This is a genomic window from Pseudomonas sp. NPDC089407, assembly GCF_044900445.1.
Taxonomy (GTDB): domain Bacteria; phylum Pseudomonadota; class Gammaproteobacteria; order Pseudomonadales; family Pseudomonadaceae; genus Aquipseudomonas.
The window spans coordinates 85,507-108,794 of sequence record NZ_JBJDNB010000007.1 but is presented as its reverse complement, the minus strand read 5'-3'; the positions used below and the strand labels follow the sequence as shown (position 1 = coordinate 108,794).

The window sequence follows — 23,288 nt, the reverse complement described above, 5'->3', positions numbered from 1 at the left end:
TCTGTTTTGGGCCAATCAGTCCCGTGAGGTCACCTCTGTCCGCCTTGTTTGTTCCCTTCGATATTGCCAATGCGCCGCTGCTCATCATCAATCTCCAGCCATGCACCCAGGGTGCGCGTGCGCAGGTGGCAGGAATAACTGGCCCGAAACAGATGTGGGAGCGGCCTTGCGCCGCGAAGCGCCGCGCGGGCGGCGCCCGATCTCACCGGCAACCAACATCTCAAGGTATGCGCCTGTCAGCCCATACCGCTTACTGACTGACATTAGCGCAAGCCCGCGAAGAGGCCGGCACAAACCATTCAAAACGCTGATCTTTACGCATTTTTTATTCCCACCCCCACCCCTCGATCTCGCCCCTTTACGCCCCTCCCTCGGACAATTCCCCCAAAGCGGCCCAAGCCGCAACACGGGGAGAACCACTTATGAACATGCTTGACGGGCTGTCACTGCTGCTGGCAGTGGCCTTGGCGTTTTATCTGCTGGTGGCGCTGCTGCGCGCCGATCGCAGCTAGGGAGCGGCCATGCACAGTTACGATTACGCCTTGCTCCTGGCATTCTTCGCCCTCGTGCTGCTACCGGCACCCTGGCTCGGGCGGTTCTACCACAAGGTCATGGAAGGCCAGCGCACCTGGCTGTCGCCGCTGCTGGGCCCGGTCGAGCACGCCTGCTACCGGCTGGCCGGGGTAAACGCCAGCCAGGAGCAGAACTGGCGGCAGTACACCCTGGCCCTGCTGACGTTCAACCTGGCCGGTTTCCTGCTGTTGTTTGCGGTGCTGCTGTTGCAGGGCCACCTGCCGCTCAACCCGCAGCACGTGCCGGGCCAGGAGTGGTCGCTGGCGTTCAATACCGCCGTCAGCTTCGTCACCAACACCAACTGGCAGGCCTACAGCGGCGAGGCGTCGGTCAGCTACCTGAGCCAGATGTTGGGCCTGACTGTGCAGAACTTTGTCAGCGCCGCCACCGGCCTGGCCGTGCTGGTTGCCCTGTGCCGGGGTATTGCCCGGCGCAGTACTTCGACGCTGGGCAACTTCTGGGTCGACATGACCCGCGCCACCCTCTACGGCCTGCTGCCGCTGTGCCTGCTGCTGGCATTGCTGCTGGTATGGCAGGGCGTACCGCAGACCTTTGCCGACTATGCACACGCGCTGACGTTGCAGGGTGCTGACCAGACCATCCCGCTGGGCCCGGCCGCCAGCCAGATCGCCATCAAGCAACTGGGCACCAACGGTGGCGGGTTCTTCGGCGTCAACTCGGCGCACCCGTTCGAGAACCCCACGGCCTGGAGCAACCTGTTCGAGGTGGCGTCGATCATCCTTATTCCGGTGGCCCTGGTATTTACCTTCGGCCATTACGTGAAGGACCTGCGACAGAGCCGCGCGATCCTGGCCTGCATGCTGGCCCTGTTCCTGATCGGCGGCAGCACGGCGTTGTGGTCCGAGCACCAGCCCAACCCGGCCCTGGAAAGCGCGCAGGTACAGCAAAGCGCACCCATGGAGGGCAAGGAAAGCCGCTTCGGCACCACCGGTTCGGTGCTCTGGACAGTGACCACCACCGCCGCTTCCAACGGCTCGGTCAACGCCATGCACGACAGCCTCAACCCGCTGACCGGCATGGTGGCGATGGTCAACATGATGGTTGGCGAGGTGATTTTCGGCGGCGTCGGTGCCGGGCTGTACGGCATGTTGCTGTTCGTGCTGATCGCCGTATTCCTGGCCGGCTTGATGATTGGCCGCACCCCGGAGTACCTGGGCAAGAAGCTGCAGGCGCGTGAAGTGCAACTGCTGGTGGCGACCTTGCTGGTGATGCCCGTTGGCGTGCTGGTGCTGGGGGCGATAGCTGCCAGCCTGCCAGGCCCGGCGGGGGCGGTCAGCAACCCGGGGGCGCACGGTTTCAGCCAGTTGCTGTACGCCTACACCTCGGGCACGGCCAACAACGGCTCGGCCTTTGCCGGCTTTGGCGCCAACACGGTGTACCACAACCTGATGATCGGGCTGGCGATGCTCATCGGCCGCTTCGGCTACATCCTGCCGATCCTGGCGCTGGCCGGCAGCCTGGCAGCGAAGAAAAGCGCGCCCCAGGGGCTGAACAGTTTCCCCACCCATGGCCCGCTGTTCACCGGCCTGCTGCTGGTGACCATCCTGCTGGTCGGCGGCCTGACCTTCCTGCCGACCCTGGCCCTTGGGCCAATTGCTGAACACCTGAGCTTGGGTTTCTGAGGACTGACCATGAACATGCCCATTCCTGAAGTACAAGCCCGTCACAGTGCCAAGGACCAGACGCGGCTCGCCGCGCTGTGGCGGCCGGCACTGGTGCAGGCATTCGTCAAACTCGACCCGCGTCAGCTCAAGCGCTCGCCGGTCATGCTGGTGGTGGCCCTTACCGCCGTGCTGACAACCGTACTGTGTTTTGCTCCCGGCAGCGGCGTCAGCACCGGCGTGGCCCTGCAAATTGCCCTGTGGCTGTGGTTTACGGTGCTGTTTGCCAACTTCGCCGAAGCCCTCGCCGAGGGCCGGGGCAAGGCACGCGCCGACAGCCTCAAGGCGGGTAGCCAGGGCCTCACCGCCCAGCGTCGCCAGCGTGATGGCAGCTACGAGACCGTTGCCGCCAGCGCGCTGCGCAAGGACGACGTGGTCCGTGTGGTGGCCGGCGAAATGATCCCTGGTGACGGCGAGGTGCTCGAAGGTATCGCTGCAGTCAACGAGGCTGCGATTACCGGCGAATCCGCGCCAGTGATCCGCGAATCCGGTGGCGACCGCTCCGCCGTGACCGGCAACACGCGGCTGGTTTCCGATTGGCTGCTGATCCGCATCACCAGCAACCCGGGCGAGTCGACCCTGGACCGGATGATTGCCCTGGTCGAAGGCGCCAAGCGGCAGAAAACCCCGAACGAGATCGCCCTCGACATCCTGCTGATCGGCCTGACCCTGATCTTCCTGGTCGTCGTGGTGACCTTGCAGCCGTTCGCCCACTTTGTCGGCGGCAGCCTGCCGCTGATCTTCCTCGCCGCCTTGCTGGTGACGCTGATCCCTACCACCATCGGCGGCCTGCTGTCGGCCATCGGTATTGCCGGCATGGACCGGCTGGTGCGGCTGAACGTGATTGCCCGCTCGGGCCGAGCTGTAGAGGCAGCCGGTGACGTGCACACGCTGATGCTCGACAAGACCGGCACCATCACCTTCGGCAACCGCCGCTGCAGTGCGCTGCATGCTGCGCCGGGCGTCACCGCCCGTGAACTGGGGGAGGGCGCCTTGCTGGCTTCGCTGGCCGACGACACTGCCGAAGGCAAGTCGATTGTCGAATACCTGCGCCAGCTGCATGACTTTGTCGAACCGCCTGCCGGGCAGTACCAGGCCGTGGCCTTCAGTGCCGAAACACGGCTGTCGGGTATCGACTTCCAGCAGCGCCGCTACCGCAAGGGCGCCGTCGACGCGGTGCTGGCTTTCGTCGGCATCCAGCGCCTGGCAATGCCACCGGCGCTGGCCCGTGAAGTGGAGCGCATTGCCCAGAGCGGCGGCACACCGCTGCTGGTGTGCCTGGACAAGCGCCTGCTGGGGGTGATCCACCTCAAGGACGTGGTCAAGCCGGGCATCCGCGAGCGCTTCGCCGAGTTGCGCAAGCTGGGCATCCGCACGGTGATGGTAACTGGCGACAACCCGCTGACCGCTGCTGCCATTGCCGCTGAAGCGGGGGTGGATGATGTACTCGCCGAAGCCACGCCGGAAAAGAAACTGGCGCGCATTCGCCAGGAGCAGAACGACGGCCGCCTGGTGGCGATGTGCGGTGACGGTGCCAACGACGCCCCGGCACTGGCCCAGGCTGACGTGGGCATGGCCATGAACGACGGTACCCAGGCAGCGCGCGAGGCGGCCAACATGGTCGACCTCGACAGCGACCCGACCAAGCTGCTGGACGTGGTGCAGGTCGGCAAGGAGCTACTGGTTACCCGTGGTGCGCTGACCACGTTCTCCATCGCCAACGACGTGGCCAAGTACTTTGCCATCCTGCCGGCGCTGTTCGCCGCCATCTACCCGCAGCTGGGCGTGCTCAACCTGATGCAGCTGGCCAGCCCGCAGAGCGCGATTCTGTCGGCCATCGTGTTCAACGCACTGATCATCATCGTGCTGATCCCGCTGGCGCTGCGAGGCGTGCGGGTGCAGGCGGCCAGTGCGGCGCACCTGTTGCGGCGTAACCTGCTGGTCTACGGGCTGGGCGGTATTGTCGTGCCGTTTGCCGGGATCAAGCTGATCGATCTGTTGCTCAATGCCCTGCACCTGGTCTGAGGAGGCCACCATGAATGCATATGTACGCCCGGCATTGAGCCTGGCTTTGTTGATGACGCTGGTGACGGGGGCGCTCTACCCGCTGGCGGTGACCGGTATTGCCCAGGTGGCCTTCCCGAACCAGGCCAACGGCAGCCTGGTGCGCGATGAGCAGGGCAAGGTGCGCGGTTCGGCGCTGATCGCCCAGGACTTCCAGGCCGATGGCTGGTTCCATTCGCGGCCTTCGGCAGGTGCCTACGCTACCGTGGCCAGCAGTGCCAGCAACCTGGCACCGAGCAACCCGGCGCTGGTGGAACGGGTCAAGGCTGATGCGGCTGCGCTGTATCAGGCGCAGCAGGGGCCGGTGCCACAGGCATTGCTGACGACATCGGGCAGCGGCCTTGATCCGCACTTGTCGCCGGAGGCAGTGGCTTACCAGATTCCGCGGGTGGCAGCGGCGCGGCAGTTGCCGGTGGAGCGCTTGCAAGCCTTGCAGGAAGAGGCCACCCTCCACCCATTGATGGGGCCGCCGGTGGTCAATGTGCTGGCGTTGAACCAGGCGTTGGAAAAACTCGCCACTTTTAGATGATCTGAAAGGGCTAGCAGGGATCCTGTGGGAGCGGGTTCACCCGCGAAGAAGGCGACTCGGTGCATGGCACCGGCTTCGCCGGTGTTCGCGGGTGAACCCGCTCCCACAGGTGTGGTGTTTATCCCTGAATCGGCTGAATGCTGGAAATCGCAAAGGATGAAACATGAGTGATTCCGCCCGCGCAGACGCGCTGTTGGCTACTCTCCCGCGAACCGGCCGGGGCCGGCTGAAGGTGTTTCTCGGCGCCGCCCCCGGTGTCGGCAAGACGTTCGCCATGCTCCAGGCCGCCCACGCCCAGCAACGCCAAGGCGTACAGGTGCTGGCCGGCGTCGTCGAAACCCACGGGCGCAGCGAAACCGAGGCGCTGCTTGCCGGTCTGCAACAGCAGCCCATGCTGCGTAGCCAGTACCGTGGCGTCACCCTGGAGGAAATGGACCTCGACGGCCTGCTGCAGGCCGCGCCCACCCTGGCGCTGGTCGATGAGCTGGCCCACACCAACGCCCCCGGCAGCCGCCACGCCAAACGCTGGCAAGACGTGCAGGAACTGCTGGCTGCAGGCATCGACGTGTACACCACGGTCAACGTCCAGCACCTGGAAAGCCTTAACGACAAAATTCGTGACATCACCGGTGTGCAAGTGCGCGAAACCCTGCCGGACTGGGTGCTGCAGGAAGCCTTCGAGCTGGTGCTGATCGACCTGCCGCCGCGCGAGCTGCTCGAACGCCTGCGCGAAGGCAAGGTGTACGTGCCTGAGCAGGCGCGGGCGGCGATCGATGCGTTCTTCTCGCAAACCAACCTCACCGCCCTGCGCGAACTGGCCATGCAGACGGCCGCCGCACAGGTCGATGCCGACCTGGCCCACGGTTATCGCCAGCGCGGCCAGGAAGCCCCGGCCTTGCGCGGGCGCTTGCTGGTCGGTGTGGACGGTGACGACCAGGCCGAGCGCCTGGTGCGCCACGCCAGCCGCGTAGCCCAGCGCCGCCACCTGCCGTGGAGCCTGGTGCATGTGGATAACGGCCGCTTGCGTGACGAAACTGCGCGGCACCGCCTGCAGGCCGCCCAGCAGCTGGCCGAGCGCCTGGGCGGGGAAGTGGTATTACTGCGCGCTGGCGAAGTGGCGCGCACGCTCATCCAGCATGCGGCCGAACGGCGTGCGAGCCTGGTGCTGGTCGGGCAGTCCCGCGATCGGCTATACCGGCGGCTGTTCGGGGCCGGTGTTGCTGCGCGGCTGCTGCGCGAAAGCCATGGCCTGGAAATCAACGTGCTGGACCGCGATGTTCAGCCTGCGGCGCCACGCTCGGCGGTGCGTCGGGTGTGGGTATGGCGGCATTACCTGTTGGCCTTGCTGGCGACCGTGATGGCTGCGGGCCTGGCCTGGGCGGTGTCGAGCGTGCTGGCGCTGCCGAATATCTCGCTGGTGTTCCTCGCTGCGGTGCTGCTGGTGGCGGTACGCAGCAGCCTGGGGCCTGCGCTGGCCTGTGCCGCGCTGTCGTTCCTCACCTACGACTTTTTGTTTATCCCGCCCAATTTTTCGTTCAGCATTCAGCGCGAAGAAGACGTGCTGACCTTGGTGTTCTTCCTCCTGATGGCCGCGCTTACCGGCAACCTGGCTGCCCGCCAGCGCCGCCAGTTGCAGGCGCTGCGCGAAACCCAGGCGCAGACCAGCCAGTTGCTCGACCTGTCGCGCCGGTTGACGGTGGCCACCGATCGCCAGGCTGTGTTCAACGCCGCCGGGCAGCACCTTGATGGCTGGCAGGACATGCAGGTGTGCCTGCTGGAGCGCAACGCCGAAGGCCAACTGCAGGTGGCCAGCGGCGCAGCCCACGCCTTCAGCGATACCGAACGCGCCGCCGCCGATTGGGCCTGGCAGCACGGCCAGGCCGCTGGTCACGGCAGTGACACCCTGCCCAATGGCCGTTGGTGGTGGTGGCCGTTGGCGGTGGACGAGCAGCCGCTGGCGCTGCTGGGCGTGCGCCCGCGCTCCGCTCAGCCGTTGAGCGACCCGCGCCGCCGCCTGCTTGTCGCCCTTGGCCAGCCGTTGGCCCAGGCCTTGGCCCGCGCCCGCCTGGCCGAACAGCTGGAGGCCGCGCGCCTGCATGGCGAAACCGAGCAGTTGCGCAGCGCCTTGCTGGCCTCTGTATCCCATGATTTGCGCACACCGTTGACCGCCATGCGCGGCAGCATCGACAGCCTGCTGGCGCTGGGCGAGGTGATCCCCGCCGAAGACCGCCGCGAGCTGCTGGAAGGCACCCGCAACGAGGCCGAGCGCCTCGACCGCTACATCCAGAACCTGCTGGACATGACCCGCCTGGGCCATGGTGGCCTCAAGCTCTCCCGCGACTGGGTAGCCCCGGCGGACATTGTCGGCAGTGCGCTCAACCGCCTGCGCGTGGTATTGGCGCCGCTGCGCGTGCACACCGACGTGCCGGCCGAGCTACCGTTGCTGTTCGTGCATGCCGCGCTGATCGAACAGGCGCTGGTCAATGTACTGGAGAACGCCGCACGCTTCTCGCCGGCGAATGGGCGGCTGGAGTTGCAAGTGGCGGTGCAGGATGAGCAGTTGCGCATTACCGTCAGCGACCAGGGCCCCGGTATCCCGGTAGCCGACCGCGAGAAGATCTTCGACATGTTCTACACCGCCGCCCGTGGCGATCGCGGCGGGCAGGGCACCGGCCTCGGCCTGGCGATCTGCCAGGGCATGATCGGCGCCCATGGCGGGCAGATCATGGTGGCTGAAGGCATCGATGGCCAGGGCACCGGCATCACTCTATGCTTGCCGCTGCCCCCTCAACCTGAAGCCGAAAGCGAACGCCCATGAGCCAGTCCGCCACCCTGTTGGTCATTGACGATGAACCGCAGATTCGCAAGTTCCTGCGCATCAGCCTGGCCTCGCAAGGCTACAAGGTGCTCGAGGCAGCGACCGGCGCCGAAGGCCTTACTCAGGCGGCCCTGGGCAAGCCGGACCTGGTGGTGCTCGACCTGGGCCTGCCGGACATGGACGGCCAGCAGGTGCTGCGGGAGCTGCGCGAATGGAGCGCGGTGCCGGTGATGGTACTGTCGGTGCGCGCCAGTGAAGTGCAGAAGGTCGATGCGCTGGATGGCGGCGCCAATGACTATGTGACCAAGCCGTTCGGCATCCAGGAGTTTCTCGCCCGGGTGCGTGCCTTACTGCGCCAGGTACCGCAGGCCGGTGGTTCGGAGGTGGCGGCCAGCTTTGGGCCATTGACCGTGGATTTTGCCTTTCGCCGGGTGACCCTGGACGGTGTGGAAGTGGCGCTGACGCGCAAGGAGTATGCGCTGCTGGCGCTGTTGGCCGGACACCCGGGGCGGGTGATTACCCAGCAGCAACTGCTCAAGGAAATCTGGGGGCCTAGCCATGTGGAGGACACCCACTATTTGAGGATCGTGGTGGGGCATCTGCGGCAGAAGCTGGGCGATGATCCCACGGCACCGCGGTTCATCATTACCGAGGCAGGGGTGGGGTACAGGTTGGTGGTGCCTGTCGCTTGATCCGGGTTCACCCCGTGTGAGTGGGTGATCTATGGTTTCAGCAAGCCGATTTCCCCACACGAGGCCCACCTGGCTTGCATCACCTGCAAGGCAGCTCCTACAAGGGCCAGTGCCGGCCAGACGAACCATGCAAGACAGATCTCACAGGAGAAGTCTGATGAACCCCACAGGAAAAATCTCTCTGGCTCAGGGGGCTGTTCTTGACTCCAAATCCATCTCGGCTGGCCACTCCACTTTTGGGGCCAGGCGCAGGGCAACTTCACACCAGAGCACATCGTTGTGGTCCTTGGGTTCCCCTGGTGGAGGCAAGGCTGAGGGGCCTTCCTGCATGTAGGTGCAGATGTAGGCCCAGACGTGCTCGCTTGCGCCCATTGTGACCAGAGGAAAACGGTCGATGACATTGTGAGTGCCTGGTGCGACGACGGAGAGTGTGACACCCCACTTGAAAATGAATCCGCCGTTTGGCAATGAAGCGTTCTGTGACCAGCGCTCGGCGCGGACTTGTGACCAGTCGTAACTGACAGGAACGACCTTGCCTTTGTCGAAGGGGTTCCACCATTGGTGCCTGAAGTTGTAGGCGTAGATTTTGCCGCGGGCGCGGTTGAAGCGAATGGGCAGGTCTCGGGGAGGCGCCAGATCTGCCCGGAATAGTATAATGATGCTCCATGAGAATATTGGATACATGATGATGGGTAGGAGGACGCTTTCAATATCTGTTAGATCCGTATTAATGATCATCCAAGGAAGATCAACCAAGATCGAAATCATAAAGAGTAGTGCTAGTGCGGAAACAACACCACGCCATGCCATTGCTGAGCGAGAGATTTCTAGGACAATATCATCTTGATAGTTCGGCGTCTGAGTGCCTAAGTGTGGTTCCAAACACGGTGCATCGAAGGGCGACGGCAAGTCTTCTTTCCAACCGGTGCAGGGCGGGATCAGCGTCGGGCCGCTCATTGGCTGAAGCCCTTGTTGGTATTGATCTCATTCTCCTTGAAAACGATTTGAGCGCAAGCGGTTTGGTCATGTCTGTTGGGCCAGTAGCTTAAGGTGAGCTCGATGGCCTGGAGGCTATGATAGTTGGACAATGGCAGCGATCCTTGAATGCTGAGGGCTGCAGTTACTTCGTCAAGTTTTATAACTGGTTGCATAGTAGGTGCACTTGAGAAGAGGTTCTTAGGCTCTTTGTCTTGAGCGTGCAATGTTAGCGGCGACGAACTATCGGCTGAAAAAATAGCTACTTCACGTCCCCTGGCTCCGTGGTTCAGGCTGAGGTTCCACTGATAATGCGAGAGCTGTTGATTGAAATTTGGAATGCGGATGAAGTAATCGAGACTGAAACTTGCCGGTACCGCATTTCCATCGCTGGTAAACATCGTTGGTGCAACTTCGCGTTGAGTGGCGTGGCTGATATCGAACTGGATCTGGATCGAGACCTCTACATGCAAACCGATGATAGCCGCGTTGAGGGCACCAATGGCCGTGTCCAAATCATTATCGGCTACCCATTGGCGACGAGATTGAGGTAGTCCCCACCTGGCACTACGGGCCCAAAGCTCCGTTGCTGATGATTCTCTCCGCTTGGCTGAAGTCGCTAGCAGATAAGCTGCCATGCCAAAAGAAATGCTTAGGCCTAATGGACCAAGTAAAGCGCCGTAGCCAAAAGCGGCCCAGACTCCAAATGCTGCTGCACCAAATGAAGCGGCACTCGCGAGCTGGTACGCCTGAACTGCAGCGGCATCTCCTTTTATCTTGGATCTTTGGCTTGCATAGCTGTACTGCGCCCCATCCATGACGCCAGCAATCGCCGCAATGCCAGCGCCGAATCTGGCAATACCGGTCCCCAGTGAAATCGTGGTTACCGGCCCAGGCCACGGTATCTGCGGACGCACCAGTCCAACAACGAGCCCTGCCGCTTCGACGCTAGTACCCAACAATCCAAGCGATGAAGACCAGACCCCCGCAAGCGCCTCCGGGTTGTTCTGATGCGTTTCCTGCAACGCCCGATAGTTCCTGCCCAGGCTGTCCTGAAGAAACCACAGTCCGCCCAAGGCAAGCAGAAATCTCGCGTTTGCGCCGTTGGCGGCGCCATCCCGTAAGCCGCGCAAGGCATCACTCGCCACACTTTGCGCGGCTATCGAACTGACCTTCAGCCCGCCGCTAACCCGAGCACCCAGGGTACCTGCACCAATCGCGACACTGCGTACCAGAGCCCCGATTCCGCCGGCCGCACCTTCGCGTAACTGCACCAGCCGCGCCTGCAAACTCTCGGCACTTTCAAACGCCCACAGCACCACGTCGATCATCTGGTTGCGATTGCCCGCTGCCGCCATATTGATCGCCCCACTGAGCACCATGGCCCGCACCTTGCGCCCCACGGGGTCTCGGAACTGCTTGTCGATCTGCTGCAGAAACGCATCGGTCCGCACCTGCAAGGCCTCATCGAGCATGCTCATGTATTCGCCCACTGTCAGCGACACCCGCAGCGGGGTCGCCTGCTGCCCGGCGAACAGGGCGAATGCCGAACGATGCACATGGCCAATCAGCGTTTTAGACCGTTCACTGATGTGCTGGCTGAGTGCATTCCCTGCGCTGTTGGTCGCGGCCAACAACTGGCCGATGGCATCCTGGATTGGCTTGATCATCAACAACTGGCCTTCGGCAGTACCGGCAATGCCTTTGATGATGTCGTACACCTTGCCGAAGTCGTCCTCGGCCAGTGCGACGATCACCTTCTGCATCAGCGTCTGATTCCTGGCCAGCAGCGCCTGGTACAGCAGGCTGTGTTCATCCTCCAGCAACTGCTGCCAGATATGCTGGGTCATCCCGAGCGGCTGGCCCTGCTGGGGCAGGGATTCAGTAGGGCCACCCGCCAGGCAGGCGGCCATCATCTGGATGAAGTATTCGACCGAAACAGGGTCTGTCGCGTCATAGTCGAAGTAACCGACCTGCTGAAACGCGCGCTTGGCATAGTGGTGGGCATACAGGTCGCCCACCTGGTCGATCATTGACTGCCAGTTTTTCAGTTCGCGGTCGTAATCGGCCTGGAAGGCCGCGCGGGCGGGCTCGTCGTAGCGCTTTTCCAGCCGCTCACGGGCTTCCTGCTGTTTGCGTGCGGTGTTGCGCGCGCTCTGCGCCTTGATGTCCACCGCGGGTAGATAGGTTTTGACTGCGAGAGGGGTCTTGTTCCACTGCTCGACCTGCCGGGCCTCACGTTCAGCGTCCTCGGCCCCCTGCGCGGCGGCGGTGGCGGCGTGTAATTGCTTGATGCCCAACAGCGCCTGCGAGGTGAAGTACTCGAAGTGCCGCTGCGGTTGCGCCCGCCATTCCTGCATGGCTCGCACCCAACCCGTGCGTTGCGCGTTCAGTTCCATCACCAGGCCGACCGGGTCGGGTAGCGTCAGTGCCAGCACGCCGTTGGGCAGTTGCTCTTGCGCGATGAGCCTGCGCACATGGTTGTTGGTTTCAGTCCACCGGCCGAAACGGCTGTAAAAGCCGTGTGCGCTGGAAAACCTGGTAGAGGAAAACGTAGAGAACTCCAAGACATTTTCCATGCCGAAGCGAAAACTGTCGGTCATGGCAATGCCGATGCTGGCAGGGTCGTTGCGCGCAGTCTCCAGGTCTACCTCGACGAAGCGGCCGAGGGTGCCCGGGTCACCGCCGGCAACACCTTTGCGATAACGGTCAAGTACGGCAAGGGGCCATGGGTCGTTGGCGAAGGCGACCCAGGCTTTGCTGTAGAGCGAGGTATTGATGTTGATGAATGAGGCAATCACATCGTGGCCTTCGGTGGTGCACACCTTGGGCAATGACCTGGGCGGCCCCAAGGGCATCTGCGACACAGGGAAGCGCTGCAAGGTGCCTTCTGCCGCTACTGCGTAGGCCTGCCAGATTTCCCGGTCGAGCAGCACGTAGACATAACCCTGGCGCAGCAGGCGCAACTGGTCGGTATGCATCGGGTGGAAGATTATTTCGCTGTCTTCTGCCAGGCGATAGGGAAGCCCTGTATCAGGGCGTGGGGCGTAGGCCCCGCGCAGCAGCATGATCGGCAGGCCGGAGCGCTCGCAGGCATTACAGCTGCCATCCGTGTTGGGTATCTCTTCCTGCATGGCGATGCGGACGGATTTACTGATGCTCATGAGTAATTCCTTGCTTGCGGCAGGGCCGCCACGATTTGCGACCAGGCGCGGTCGTCGTAGCGGGCAAAACGGGATGCCAGGCGCTGTGCGCCAGCCGCTGCCTGTGCCACGTCGTGCTGGATGGTGGGGTGCTGAAGCAGCAGTGGGTGGACCATGACCATGTGCAGGCACAGACACTGGATATCGGCACGGTCGCGCAGGCCGTGCCTGAAGGCCTTGAGGATCAGGTTCATGGCATGAACGGGCGCGTTTTCCGGCAACCCTGATGGGCCTGTGAATTGCCAGGGTGCGTAGGGGTGTTGCATGGCATTCAAGCGACGCCAGGCACCGAGCAGTTGAATGATCTGCGGCGCGACGTGCTGGGTAGCCCTTGCCGCGTCGGGGACGACCAGTTCGCCAGCCAGCGGTTGCCGTTCGAGCACCGCGCAACGGCCACAACCATCCGGGTGCAGCCAGCTCCGAATCGGGCCAAGCAGCTGGGCCGCATTGCGCATGGTCGCGCGCAGCAATACCAAGCGTACCGGCTCGAACCAGGCTGTGATGCCGTGCGGTAGCGGTTGGTGCAGCACATGGCATTGCTGGCTGATGTGTCGGGCGATGAGCTCAATCGGTTGCTCGCTGAGCAGCCAGCCGCACAAATAGTGCCAGGTGGCCGTTGCCTCACGTGCGGCGCAGGTTGCGCTGAGTGCCGCAAGGGTTTTGGGCGCTGCGCCGGGTTTGGCGATCTGCACCAGGGCTGGCCAGTCGTGCGGGTCTTGGACCAGCCCGTGGCTATCGACGCGCACTACGGCGTCGCTACCCAGCGTTTCTGTGAGCGATGCAATGTTTAACGGGTGCTCTGGCGTGCAGCCGGCAAATGGGTCCAGCAGAAGATAGAGGGCTTCTTCGGGTTGGCGCAGTTGGGTCGCGAAGCGATCGACCCACTGCAGGTAGCCCTGCGCGGACTGGCTCGGCATGAGAAGTTCCTTTGTCTTCTTGATGGCGAGCAGAAATCTAACGAGGAACCGATTCTGTAGGGAGTTATCGGCGTCCTAACGTGCTGTAGGACTTTTCGTTTTCGGATGGGGCTGCTCAGGACCTCGGCGACTCTGTCTCAAAGCATTGGCGCATCACGTCCAGGTAACGCCGGGCGCCGAGGCCCAGTGGCCGCGACTTGATCCAGATGATGTCCACCCACAAGCGCAGGCGGCTGGCCATGTTGTCGAAACGCACCTCGGCCAGTGCGCCTGAGGCAATCAGTGGTTCAACCAGCGGCTGCGGCAGGTAGGCCCAGCCCAGCCCGGATTGCACCAGATCGAGCGTGGCCAGGTAGCTGTCGGTCAGCCAGATGCGCCGCGACAGCACCATGCGCGGGTCCGATCCGGTGGCCTTGCCGGAGGCAACAATGATCTGCCGTTGTTCAGCGAAGGCTTCTTCTGGCAACGGTGTGCCGCTGTTCTGCCCGGCCGGATGGCGTGGTGAGGCGACGGCCACCAGCAACTGGCTGCCGGCCTCAAGGAATGACTCGCGTTCATCGATGCCGGGGCGTTCGAACACCAGCGCCAGTTGCACACTGCCGTCGTGCAGCAGGCGAATGGCTTCGGTCTGGGTGGCCGAGCGCACTTCGATTTCCAGGCTTGGAAATTCCTGGGCGAGGACTTCCAGGGGCTGGCTCCAGCGGCCGGTCTGCAGCTCGGGGGCCATGGCGATGGTCAGGCGTTTTTCCAGGCCCTGGTGCAGTTGCAGGGCCTGGGCGTCGAGCAGGTTGAGCTGGCAGATCACCTGCCTGGCCTGGGGCTCCAGGGCCAGGGCGGCGCTGGTGGGCAGCGCCTTGCGTGTGGCGCGGTCGAACAGCGGCAGGTCCAGTTCGGCTTCCAGCTGGGCGATTGCCATGCTCACGGCAGAAGGCACACGGCCCAGCTTGCGGGCTGCGGCGGAGAATGAACCGGCGTCCAGCACAGCGAGGAAGATTGCCAGGGAGTCGCTGGAGAAGGCCATGATGGGTGAACCTGATGTTGGGGGTGGGTGTGAAGGGTAATGGATTGGATTTTGAGATGTCTCGGGGCTGCCTTGAGATTTTCGGCGCCTGTGAGATCGAGCGCCGCCCGCGCGGCGCTTCGCGGCGCAAGGCCGCTCCCACATCTGTTTCGGGCCAGTTAATCCTGTGCCACAGGCGCGCGCGCCCTTGGTGCATGACAGGAAATTGTAGAAGAGCAGGTGTGCAACCCTCGATATCGAAGGGAACTAACAAGGCGGACAGAGGTGAAGGCTCAGGAGAGATTGGCCCGAAACAGATGTGGGAGCGGCCTTGCGCCGCGAAGCGCCGCGCGGGCGGCGCTCGATCTCACAGGCGCTGAAAATCTAAAGCCCAACACCTCCAGCCCCACCCCAATCCCTACAGCCCTTCGCCAAGCACCCGATCAATACTGTCGACAAAATAATCCACACTGGCCCGGCTGGTACACATCGGTGGCTTGATCTTGAGAATGTTCAGGTAATCTCCCGTCGGCTGCATGAAAATACCCAGCTCCCGCAGCCGGTCACACAGCAACAGGGTCTCTTCGGTCGCCGGCTCCAGCGTTTCACGGTCACGCACCAGTTCCAGCCCCAGGTAGAAACCCGACCCATGTGCCGCGCCCGCCAGCGGGTGCTTGTCTACCACTGCCTGCAACCGCGCCTTGAAGTAGCGCCCGGTGTCGCGGGCGTTGTCCCACAGGCCTTCCTCCTGCATCACGTCCAGCACGGCCATGCCGATGCGGCAGCTGACCGGGCTGCCTCCGGCCGAGGAAAAGAAGTAGCCCTCGGCCTCCAGCGCTTCGGCAATTTCGCGGCGGGTGATGACCACGCCCAGTGGTTGGCCATTGCCCATGCCCTTGGCCATGGTAATGATGTCGGGCACCACGCCTTGTTCCTCGAAGCCCCAGAAGTATTCGCCGAGGCGACCATAACCGACCTGCACTTCGTCGGCGATGCACACGCCGCCGCGGGCACGAACCTTGGCATAGGCCTCGCGCAGGTAGCCCGCGGGCAGCGAGATGCCGCCGGCATTGCCGTATACCGGTTCGCAGATGATGCCGGCCAGCTGGCGGCCACGGGCATCAAGATCAGCCAGCCTGGCGTCGACATCGCGCAAGTAGTCGGCAGCGCTGTCGGCCCCGCGGAAGCGGCCGCGGAAGGTGTTCGGTGCTTCAACCGGGTGTACCCAGTCCGGGCGGGTGTCGAGGGCCTGCGGGTTGTCGGCGATCGAGGTAGAGATGGCATCGGTGGCCACTGACCAGCCGTGGTAGGCCTCCAGCACGCTGAGCAGGTCGCGCCCGCCGCTGTAGGCCCAGGCCAGGCGAATTGCCAGGTCGTTGGCTTCGGTGCCGCTGTTGACCATGAACACCCGGTCGAAGCCATCCGGTGCCAGGTCGAGCAGGCGCTCGGAGAATTCGGTGATGGCGGCGTAGTGGAAGCGCGAGTTGGTGTTCAGCAGCGACCACTGCCGCGCCGATTCGGCGACCATGCGTGGGTGGCCATGGCCCAGCACCGCGACGTTGTTGAGCATGTCGAGGTACGAGCGGCCCTGCATGTCGATCAGGTAGTTGCGCCAGCCGCGTTCGATGTGTGGCGGTTGTGCGTAGTAGTGCTTTTGCGAGCGGGCGAAGCTGGCATCGCGGCGGGCCAGCAGGGCCTGTGGGTCTGGCAGCGGGTCGGCATCGCAATCGAAGCCCAGCAGCGCGGCCGGTGACGGGCACAGGGCCAGCCAGGCAGCAGCCTGCGAGGGGGCGGCGAAGAACGGCGGCCGGATACTGTTGTCCAGGCACAACTGCACACTGAGGAAGCCACAGCTGCTGCCCAGCGACTGACCCTGTTCCAAGACCTGGCCATCTGCCGGGGCACCTTCCAGCCCGTGCAGCCACAATGCCCAGTTCGCACTGCGCAGGCAGCCACGGCCATCGCCATGGCGCTGCCAGGTGCCGGCTGCTGGTGCTTGTACCAGGCTGCCGTTGGGCACATGCAACTCAACGCCAAGGGCGCAGGTGGCCGGCTCTTCGGGGCGGTCGATATGGGTTTGCGACAGGCGATACTGCCCGTGCAGGCTGCAGGCCGGGGCGGGTTGCGCGCTCAGCAGGTGCTGGTCGAAGCCGGCTTGCTCCCAGTTGCCTGCTTCACAATGCAGGCTGAGCACGCCGAGGTCGAGGCGGCTCACGGCCTGCCCCTGCAGCTCGGGGAGCAGCAGGGCACAACCGCTCAGGCCCGGCGCGGCGGGTTGCAGGCCGGCAGCCTGCAGGATGGCCGCCTCCATCAGCGCAAACGGCACGGAGGTGGCGGTGTCGAAGATTTCCCATTCATGGGCGACGTTGTCGCGGGTGTACTGGTTACCCGGGTCAACGGCCAGTTGCTGCGCACTGCTCAGCACCAGGACCGCGGCGCGGTTAAGCACCAGTGGCCACAGGGCGCGTACTTCGGCTTCGGTCAGCGGGTTGAGCGCCTGATAAGCGCTGATCGCCGGCAGGATCCGCAGCGGGTTGCCTTCGGCATGGTGCAACAGCGCAGCACAGGTCACCGACAGGTCGGCGATGCGCCAGGTACGCAGCAGGTCGCCAAAGTCGATCACCCCTTGCAGTTGCCACTGGCGCTCGCCGTCACGGGCCCACACGGTGTTGTCGTCGGTGATGTCCAGGTGCACGGCCTGGCTGGGCAGGCGATCTACCAGCGGCGCCAGGTGTTCGGCGGCCACACGGGTAGCCTGTTCGATGCGGTTGCGCTGGTCGGCGTTCTGCAACACGGGCAGCAGGTGCTGGATCAGCGCCTGGGCATGTTGCGGGTCCCATTGCAGGGTGCGCGCAAGGCCGGGGTGGTCGAAGCCGGCCAGGGCACTGTCGAGCCGTGCACAGAGCCTGCCCAGTTCGGCCATCAGCTGCGCCGGCATATGCTTGAGGCGGGTCAGCGATTGGCCGTCGATGTAATCGAGCAGGCGTACCCGCAATGGCTGGCCTTCGATGTCCACGGCCAGCAAGGTTTCGCCGCTGTGCGCCGCGCGCACGGTGGGCACCGGCAGGCCATGCTCACGCAGGTAGGCGAGGGCGGCATGCTGCGCCTCAAGTTCGACCTCGGCGTAACTGCCATGGCAGGCCTTGAGCACGAACTGCCCCTGTGCCGAGTCGACGCGCAAGTTCAGGTCCTGCTGGCTGCCCAGCGCCGACAACTCGCCAGCCACGCCGTAATGCACCTTCAGCAAGGCGTGCGCCTGGGCTTCGCTGAGCGCCGGGCCGGACAGGCTGGAGCGCTGAATCAGCACGTCGAGGGCTGGGGAGGCGGTTTGTTGTGAGCTGGACATGGACGCTACCGTGGGTACAGGGAGTTGACGGGAGAGAATTTATGTCCGATTCGGCTGATGATCAAAGACAATTGTCGTCAAAAAAATTGATGATCGAGAGACGGACTACCTTCCTGTCTTTACATGAAATTATTATGGGCTAATAATTATTGGTATTTAATAATTAAGGATAAAGCCATGAGCGATATCTTTCCGCGCCGCGAACTGGCTGCCGACATGGCCAGGCAGCTCTTGAAGCCGTCTGCCCTGGATATTGGCCTGCGCTCAGGGTTGTTTTTTTCCGGATTACGCCGGACCGGGAAAACGACGTTCTTGAAAAATGACTTGATTCCTGCCCTGGAAGAAATGGGCGCGCTGGTCATCTATGTCGATCTCTGGAGTGATACCCAGACCAGTCCGGTAGTGCTTGTCCTCGCCGCCGTGCGTAAAGCCCTTGTCGATCTGCAGAAGCCTACCTCGGCTTTTTTGCAGAGGCTGAAAACCGTGCGTGGTGCAGCAGTAGAAGTGGCCGGGCTGAAGTTCGGGTTCAACCTGGATACATTGGGCGCAGCAGGTGGAGTCACGCTGGCGGAAGCATTGGCCGAGGTTGTGGACCAGGCCGGGACCGACGTCGTGCTGATTGTCGACGAGGTCCAACAGGCGATCACCACCGAGGACGGGCAACAGATGATGTTGGCGTTGAAGGCTGCACGGGATGCCATCAATCCACGGCCGAACACACCTGGGCATTTCCTGTTTATCGGTACCGGCTCTCACCGGGCGATGGTCAACGAGCTGACCGCACGACGTAATCAGGCCTTTGCCGGAGCCACCAATGTGCCGTTTCCGGTACTGGGCAGTGACTATGTCGGGTTCTGGCTAAAGCGGCTCGCAAATGATGGCTTGACTCATCTCCCATCGCAGGATGTGGCTGCCCAGGCATTCAAGACCCTGGGCAGCAGGCCCGAGGAATTCATTCGTGCACTTCGGCAGCTCATTCACTCGTCTGCTTCGGGTGTGGGGCCTGACGAGTTGCTGCCGGTGATTGCATCCACATTGCGTTCGGCGGCTGCTGATCTGGAGCTGATGAAGGTGGAAGAACTGGGAGTTCTTGCTGAGGCAGTTTTTGCCCGGATAGCGTCGGTCGAGGGCGATGCGCGTGGGGTGTTCTCCAATGAAGCGGCAGCTGAGTATTCGAAGTTCGTGGGGCGCGAAGTGCGTGTAGAAGAGATACAGCCGGTAGCCAACGAACTGCTGGCCGCAAACCTGATCATGCGTCGGGGGCATGGGCTGTATGGGGTGACCGATCCCTTCGTGCAGGAGATCTGGCGCGAGCGGCAGGAGTTGTTGGGGCGGCTTTGAGCGGGATGTAGCAATATCGCCCGCAACTGCTGCAACTCGGCGACCCGCTGCTCCACCATCACCCAGCTGGCGCCAATCTCACGGGCGTGCGCAACCGGTGTAGGAGCGGCTTTTGTGTCGCGATGGGACCGCGTAGCGGCCCCTGGATCTCAGCTCACATACAAATTGCCGGGGCCGCTGCGCAGCCCATCCGACCGGTCCGGCGCCCCGGCAAGGCCGCTCAATGACCGTATCAGCTGTTTGGGCATTTCGTATCCCATCTGTAACTCCTGGGCTTGGGCTGTCAGCGCGTCCATCGCTGAACGACTGATTCCGTCGCGCTTACTCTGGTCGGTTGCTTCTTTGTTGGTCAGATGCAATTGCTCTGGCCTGGATTGGCAAGTGTCTGTTCTTTCCACGACCCTCTCCAAAAACAATGTTGATCGTGGGGCGATTTCTGCAACGGATACGCCCCACATGCTTCCAGCCTCAGCGCATCATGCCCAGTTCGGCGTCATCCATCAGGCCGGTGATGGTCAGTTCGCGTACGTAGCCCATCAACTCCGAGGATTGCTCGCGGGCGTCGCGGCAAGGGATGCCTGGCTCGATGCGGAACAGTGGGTGGGTGTTGTTTTCGCCTTGGTAGAAGGTGGTCTTGCCTACGGTGAATTGGGTGTCTTCTGTGGTCATTGTTTTATCCCCCTGAAAATTCTCGGCTGCCTGGGCGGGCCTATTCGCGGGTGAACCCGCTCCTACATGGGACAACTATCGTTGTAGGAGCGGGTTTACCCGCGAATAGGCCAGCCCAGACAACACATCACTCAAGCCTCAGCGCAAAGTCCGAAGTTCGGTGGGCATCGCTGCGCATAGAGGGGGTGGGTGTGGGGGGGGGATCGGGGACAATCTTCAACATCGCATAGTACCTTTGGTGAGGCTACTACCTGGCTGCTGTCAAACAGTTGGGTGGCAGCTGGACATGGGTTGACAGACCGGCGGACTATGCAAGTTCCGGCGCACGCGAACGTGCCCCACGTACAGCTGCCATAAAGGCGAGCCATATACATAATACCGTTGCGGCCTGTCAAAGCCGTGTCGTTGATGAGCAACGACATGCCGAGACTAGAGCGCTGCCAGAGCAGCCGCAACGGAAAACACGCGGCAGGAGTATGTTTGGGAAATGGCCTACAGGGAAGGGGTTAAATCTGACATGCAGGGCATTCCGCGCCCGATTGCATCAGGGCCGCGAGGTGCCTGCCTTTAGTTCTTGCGGTGTTGCGTAGACCGAGCGCCGCCCGCGCGGCGCTTCGCGGGACAAGCCCGCTCCCACATCTGTTTCGGGCCAATTAATCCTGTGGCATCTTCGCGCGCCCCTTGGCGCATGGCTCGATATCGAGTCGTAAAAACAAGGGGCGCGCGCCAAAGGCACAGGCATTACTGGCCCGAAACAGATGTGGGAGCGGGCTTGTCCCGCGAAGCGCCGCGCGGGCGGCGCTCGATCTCAAAGGCGCTGAAAGGCTCAAGGCAAGCACTTGGCTACCCTTACAAAGCCTCAACCTCCAAAAACGCCGCCTCCAGCAACTGCCGGGTATACGGATGCTGCGGCGCATGAAAAATCGCCTGCGCATCCCCTTGCTCCACCACATGCCCATGCTTGATCACCATCAGCTGGTGGCTCAACGCCTTGACCACCGCCAGGTCATGGCTGATGAACAGGTAGGTCAGGTTGTACTTCTGCTGCAGATTACGCAGCAGTTCCACCACCTGCCGCTGCACGGTGCGGTCCAGTGCCGAGGTGGGTTCATCCAGCAATATCAGCGCCGGCTTCAACACCAGCGCCCGGGCAATCGCAATACGCTGGCGCTGCCCGCCGGAAAATTCATGCGGGTAGCGATGCCGCGTGCGTGGGTCCAGCCCCACCTCTTCCAGCGCGGCGATGATCGCCGCTTCCTGTTCCTGCGCGTTGCCAATGCCGTGAATGCGCAACCCTTCACCGACAATGTCCGCCACGCACATGCGTGGGCTGAGGCTGCCAAACGGGTCCTGGAACACCACCTGCATCTCGCGCCGTAACGGCCGCACGGCTTTCTGGTTCAAGCCTTCAAGGTTCTGCCCGTGGAAGCGAATACCGCCCTGGCTGGAGATCAACCGCAAGATCGCCAGGCCCAAGGTCGACTTGCCCGAACCGGACTCGCCAACAATCCCCAGCGTCTGCCCCTGCGGCAAGCTGAAGTTGACACCGTCCACGGCCTTTACATGGTCGACCGTACGCCGCAGGAAGCCCTTCTTGATCGGGAACCACACCTTGAGGTCGTCCACCTCCAGCAATGGCGCGCCGACCGGGTTGTGCGCCGGCAACCCGCTGGGCTCGGCATTGATCAGCATCTGCGTGTAGTGGTGCTGTGGGGCGCTGAACAGCGTGGCGCAGTCAGCCTGCTCGACAATCTGCCCGCGCTGCATCACGCACACGCGGTGGGCGATGCGCCGCACCAGGTTCAAGTCATGGCTGATCAGCAGCAGGGCCATGCCCAAACGCGCCTGCAGTTCCTTGAGCAGGTCGAGAATTTTCAACTGCACGGTCACGTCCAGCGCCGTGGTGGGTTCGTCGGCAATCAGCAGCTCCGGCTCGTTGGCCAAGGCCATGGCGATCATCACCCGCTGGCGCTGGCCGCCGGACAGTTCGTGGGGCAGGGCCTTGAGGCGTTTGCGCGGCTCGGGGATGCCGACCATTTCCAGCAGTTCCAGCGTGCGCGCAGTGGCTTCCTTGCCAGTCAGGCCCTTGTGCAGCAGGAGGATTTCGTTGATCTGCTTCTCGATGCAATGCAGCGGGTTCAGCGAGGTCATCGGCTCCTGGAAGATCATCGCAATGCGGTTGCCGCGAATGCGTTGCAAGGTTTTTTCGTTCTGCTGCAGCAGGTCCTTGCCCTCAAAGCGGATGCTACCGCTGGGGTGGCGAGCCAGAGGGTAGGGCAGCAGGCGCAGGATCGAATGCGCGGTCACCGACTTGCCCGAACCGCTCTCGCCGACCAGGGCCAGTGTCTCGCCCTTGCGGATGTCGAAGCTGATGCCGTCCACCACCCGGTTAACCTGGTCGCCGGTGACAAACTCCACCGCCAGGTCGCGCACTTCGATCAGGTTCTGTTCACTCATGTCACTTCCTCGGGTCGAAGGCATCGCGGGCGGATTCGCCAATGAACACCAGCAGGCTCAGCATCAAGGCCAGCACGGCAAATGCGCTGATGCCCAGCCACGGTGCCTGCAGGTTGGATTTGCCCTGGGCCACCAGCTCGCCCAGCGAGGGCGAACCGGCAGGCAGGCCGAAGCCGAGGAAATCCAGCGCGGTGAGGGTGCCGATGGCACCGGTGAGAATGAACGGCATGAACGTCATGGTCGAGATCATGGCGTTGGGCAGGATGTGCCGGTACATGATTGCGCCGTTGCGCATGCCCAGGGCCCGCGCAGCGCGGACGTACTCCAGGTTGCGCCCGCGCAGGAACTCGGCGCGCACCACGTCTACCAGGCTCATCCACGAGAACAGCAGCATGATGCCCAGCAGCCACCAGAAGTTCGGCTGCACGAAGCTGGCCAGGATGATCAGCAGGTACAGCACCGGCAGCCCTGACCAGATTTCCAGAAAGCGCTGCCCGGCCAGGTCGACCCAGCCGCCATAGAAGCCCTGCAAGGCGCCGGCGATGACGCCGACGATGGAGCTGGCCACAGTCAGGGTGAGGGCAAACAAGACCGAAATGCGGAAGCCGTAGATCACCCGTGCCAGTACGTCACGGCCCTGGTCATCGGTGCCCAGCCAGTTGTCTGCCGATGGCGGCGCCGGGGCGGGCACGCGCAGGTCGTAGTTGATGCTCTGGTAGCTGAACGGGATGGGTGCCCACAGCACGAAGCTGTCTTTTTTCGCCAGCAGCTCGCGGATGTACGCGCTCTTGTAGTTGGCTTCCAGCGGGAATTCGCCGCCGAAGGTGGTTTCCGGGTAGCGCTTGAACGCCGGGAAGTACCACTCGCCGTCGTAGCGCACGGCAATCGGCTTGTCGTTGGCGATCAGTTCGGCGCCCAGGCTCAGGCCGAACAGGATCAGGAACAGCCACAGCGACCACCAGCCACGGCGGTTGGCCTTGAAACGCTCGAAGCGCCGGCGGTTGAGGGGGGACAAGGCCATG

At 63.1% G+C, this 23,288-nt stretch carries 15 protein-coding genes and 1 pseudogene; 7 read left to right on the top strand and 9 right to left on the bottom strand.

Annotated elements, in window-relative coordinates:
- The first annotated feature begins 422 nt into the window (after window positions 1-422).
- The 6 genes from kdpF (at window position 423) to ACI2KG_RS07860 (ending at window position 8,358) form a co-directional block, all read left to right on the top strand.
- Window positions 423-512 (top strand): K(+)-transporting ATPase subunit F, encoded by a 90-nt coding sequence (kdpF, locus tag ACI2KG_RS07885; RefSeq protein ID WP_003251485.1) that lies wholly within the window; start codon window positions 423-425, stop codon window positions 510-512.
- 9 nt (window positions 513-521) lie between these two features.
- Window positions 522-2,216 carry a potassium-transporting ATPase subunit KdpA gene (kdpA, locus tag ACI2KG_RS07880; RefSeq protein ID WP_404661478.1) on the top strand — a complete coding sequence of 565 codons (1,695 nt, stop codon included), beginning with the start codon at window positions 522-524 and terminating at the stop codon, window positions 2,214-2,216.
- 9 nt (window positions 2,217-2,225) lie between these two features.
- On the top strand, window positions 2,226-4,280 hold the full coding sequence (gene kdpB, locus ACI2KG_RS07875; RefSeq protein ID WP_404661477.1) for a potassium-transporting ATPase subunit KdpB: 2,055 nt from the start codon (window positions 2,226-2,228) through the stop codon (window positions 4,278-4,280).
- Between the two features lie 10 nt (window positions 4,281-4,290).
- Window positions 4,291-4,848 (top strand): potassium-transporting ATPase subunit KdpC, encoded by a 558-nt coding sequence (gene kdpC, locus ACI2KG_RS07870; RefSeq protein ID WP_404661476.1) that lies wholly within the window; start codon window positions 4,291-4,293, stop codon window positions 4,846-4,848.
- A 163-nt stretch (window positions 4,849-5,011) separates the two neighbouring features.
- Window positions 5,012-7,666 carry a DUF4118 domain-containing protein gene (locus ACI2KG_RS07865; protein WP_404661475.1) on the top strand — a complete coding sequence of 885 codons (2,655 nt, stop codon included), beginning with the start codon at window positions 5,012-5,014 and terminating at the stop codon, window positions 7,664-7,666.
- On the top strand, window positions 7,663-8,358 hold the full coding sequence (locus tag ACI2KG_RS07860; RefSeq protein WP_404661474.1) for a response regulator: 696 nt from the start codon (window positions 7,663-7,665) through the stop codon (window positions 8,356-8,358). Before ACI2KG_RS07865 ends, ACI2KG_RS07860 begins: the two co-directional genes overlap by 4 nt.
- Window positions 8,359-8,544: 186 nt before the next feature.
- Here ACI2KG_RS07860 and ACI2KG_RS07855 read toward each other — a convergent pair whose 3' ends face one another.
- From ACI2KG_RS07855 to ACI2KG_RS07835, 5 genes are all read right to left on the bottom strand, one after another.
- Window positions 8,545-9,315 (bottom strand): DUF6708 domain-containing protein, encoded by a 771-nt coding sequence (locus tag ACI2KG_RS07855; RefSeq protein ID WP_404661473.1) that lies wholly within the window; start codon window positions 9,313-9,315, stop codon window positions 8,545-8,547.
- Window positions 9,312-12,497: a T6SS effector BTH_I2691 family protein gene (locus ACI2KG_RS07850; protein ID WP_404661471.1), complete on the bottom strand. Its 3,186-nt coding sequence runs from the start codon at window positions 12,495-12,497 to the stop codon at window positions 9,312-9,314. The genes ACI2KG_RS07855 and ACI2KG_RS07850 overlap by 4 nt, the downstream gene beginning before the upstream one ends.
- A complete protein-coding gene (locus ACI2KG_RS07845) occupies window positions 12,494-13,453 on the bottom strand; it encodes a hypothetical protein (protein ID WP_404661470.1) in 960 nt (319 codons plus the stop codon). The genes ACI2KG_RS07850 and ACI2KG_RS07845 overlap by 4 nt, the downstream gene beginning before the upstream one ends.
- A gap of 115 nt (window positions 13,454-13,568) precedes the next feature.
- Window positions 13,569-14,474, bottom strand: coding sequence for a LysR family transcriptional regulator (locus ACI2KG_RS07840; protein ID WP_404661469.1), 906 nt, complete (start codon window positions 14,472-14,474; stop codon window positions 13,569-13,571).
- A gap of 397 nt (window positions 14,475-14,871) precedes the next feature.
- Entirely contained in the window at window positions 14,872-17,799 is a 2,928-nt protein-coding gene (locus ACI2KG_RS07835; RefSeq protein ID WP_404661468.1) for an aminotransferase, read from the bottom strand.
- Between the two features lie 177 nt (window positions 17,800-17,976).
- Between ACI2KG_RS07835 and ACI2KG_RS07830 the strand changes: the two genes are divergently transcribed.
- Window positions 17,977-19,140, top strand: coding sequence for an ATP-binding protein (locus ACI2KG_RS07830; protein ID WP_404661467.1), 1,164 nt, complete (start codon window positions 17,977-17,979; stop codon window positions 19,138-19,140).
- A gap of 149 nt (window positions 19,141-19,289) precedes the next feature.
- Here ACI2KG_RS07830 and ACI2KG_RS07825 read toward each other — a convergent pair whose 3' ends face one another.
- From ACI2KG_RS07825 to ACI2KG_RS07810, 4 genes and pseudogenes are all read right to left on the bottom strand, one after another.
- Window positions 19,290-19,499, bottom strand: coding sequence for a hypothetical protein (locus tag ACI2KG_RS07825; protein ID WP_404661466.1), 210 nt, complete (start codon window positions 19,497-19,499; stop codon window positions 19,290-19,292).
- A gap of 133 nt (window positions 19,500-19,632) precedes the next feature.
- Window positions 19,633-19,809 (bottom strand): annotated as a pseudogene (locus tag ACI2KG_RS07820) (DUF3077 domain-containing protein); the annotation flags it as partial.
- A gap of 849 nt (window positions 19,810-20,658) precedes the next feature.
- Entirely contained in the window at window positions 20,659-22,266 is a 1,608-nt protein-coding gene (locus tag ACI2KG_RS07815) for an ABC transporter ATP-binding protein (RefSeq protein WP_404661465.1), read from the bottom strand.
- A gap of 1 nt (window position 22,267) precedes the next feature.
- A complete protein-coding gene (locus ACI2KG_RS07810; protein WP_404661463.1) occupies window positions 22,268-23,287 on the bottom strand; it encodes an ABC transporter permease in 1,020 nt (339 codons plus the stop codon).
- Window position 23,288: the final 1 nt, after the last annotated feature.

Coding starts and splice junctions, on each gene's coding strand:
- kdpF (WP_003251485.1), top strand. CDS start 423: ATGAACATGCTTGACGGGCTGTCACTGCTGCTGGCAGTGGCCTTGGCG.
- kdpA (WP_404661478.1), top strand. CDS start 522: ATGCACAGTTACGATTACGCCTTGCTCCTGGCATTCTTCGCCCTCGTG.
- kdpB (WP_404661477.1), top strand. CDS start 2,226: ATGAACATGCCCATTCCTGAAGTACAAGCCCGTCACAGTGCCAAGGAC.
- kdpC (WP_404661476.1), top strand. CDS start 4,291: ATGAATGCATATGTACGCCCGGCATTGAGCCTGGCTTTGTTGATGACG.
- ACI2KG_RS07865 (WP_404661475.1), top strand. CDS start 5,012: ATGAGTGATTCCGCCCGCGCAGACGCGCTGTTGGCTACTCTCCCGCGA.
- ACI2KG_RS07860 (WP_404661474.1), top strand. CDS start 7,663: ATGAGCCAGTCCGCCACCCTGTTGGTCATTGACGATGAACCGCAGATT.
- ACI2KG_RS07855 (WP_404661473.1), bottom strand. CDS start 9,315: ATGAGCGGCCCGACGCTGATCCCGCCCTGCACCGGTTGGAAAGAAGAC.
- ACI2KG_RS07850 (WP_404661471.1), bottom strand. CDS start 12,497: ATGAGCATCAGTAAATCCGTCCGCATCGCCATGCAGGAAGAGATACCC.
- ACI2KG_RS07845 (WP_404661470.1), bottom strand. CDS start 13,453: ATGCCGAGCCAGTCCGCGCAGGGCTACCTGCAGTGGGTCGATCGCTTC.
- ACI2KG_RS07840 (WP_404661469.1), bottom strand. CDS start 14,474: ATGGCCTTCTCCAGCGACTCCCTGGCAATCTTCCTCGCTGTGCTGGAC.
- ACI2KG_RS07835 (WP_404661468.1), bottom strand. CDS start 17,799: ATGTCCAGCTCACAACAAACCGCCTCCCCAGCCCTCGACGTGCTGATT.
- ACI2KG_RS07830 (WP_404661467.1), top strand. CDS start 17,977: ATGAGCGATATCTTTCCGCGCCGCGAACTGGCTGCCGACATGGCCAGG.
- ACI2KG_RS07815 (WP_404661465.1), bottom strand. CDS start 22,266: ATGAGTGAACAGAACCTGATCGAAGTGCGCGACCTGGCGGTGGAGTTT.
- ACI2KG_RS07810 (WP_404661463.1), bottom strand. CDS start 23,287: ATGGCCTTGTCCCCCCTCAACCGCCGGCGCTTCGAGCGTTTCAAGGCC.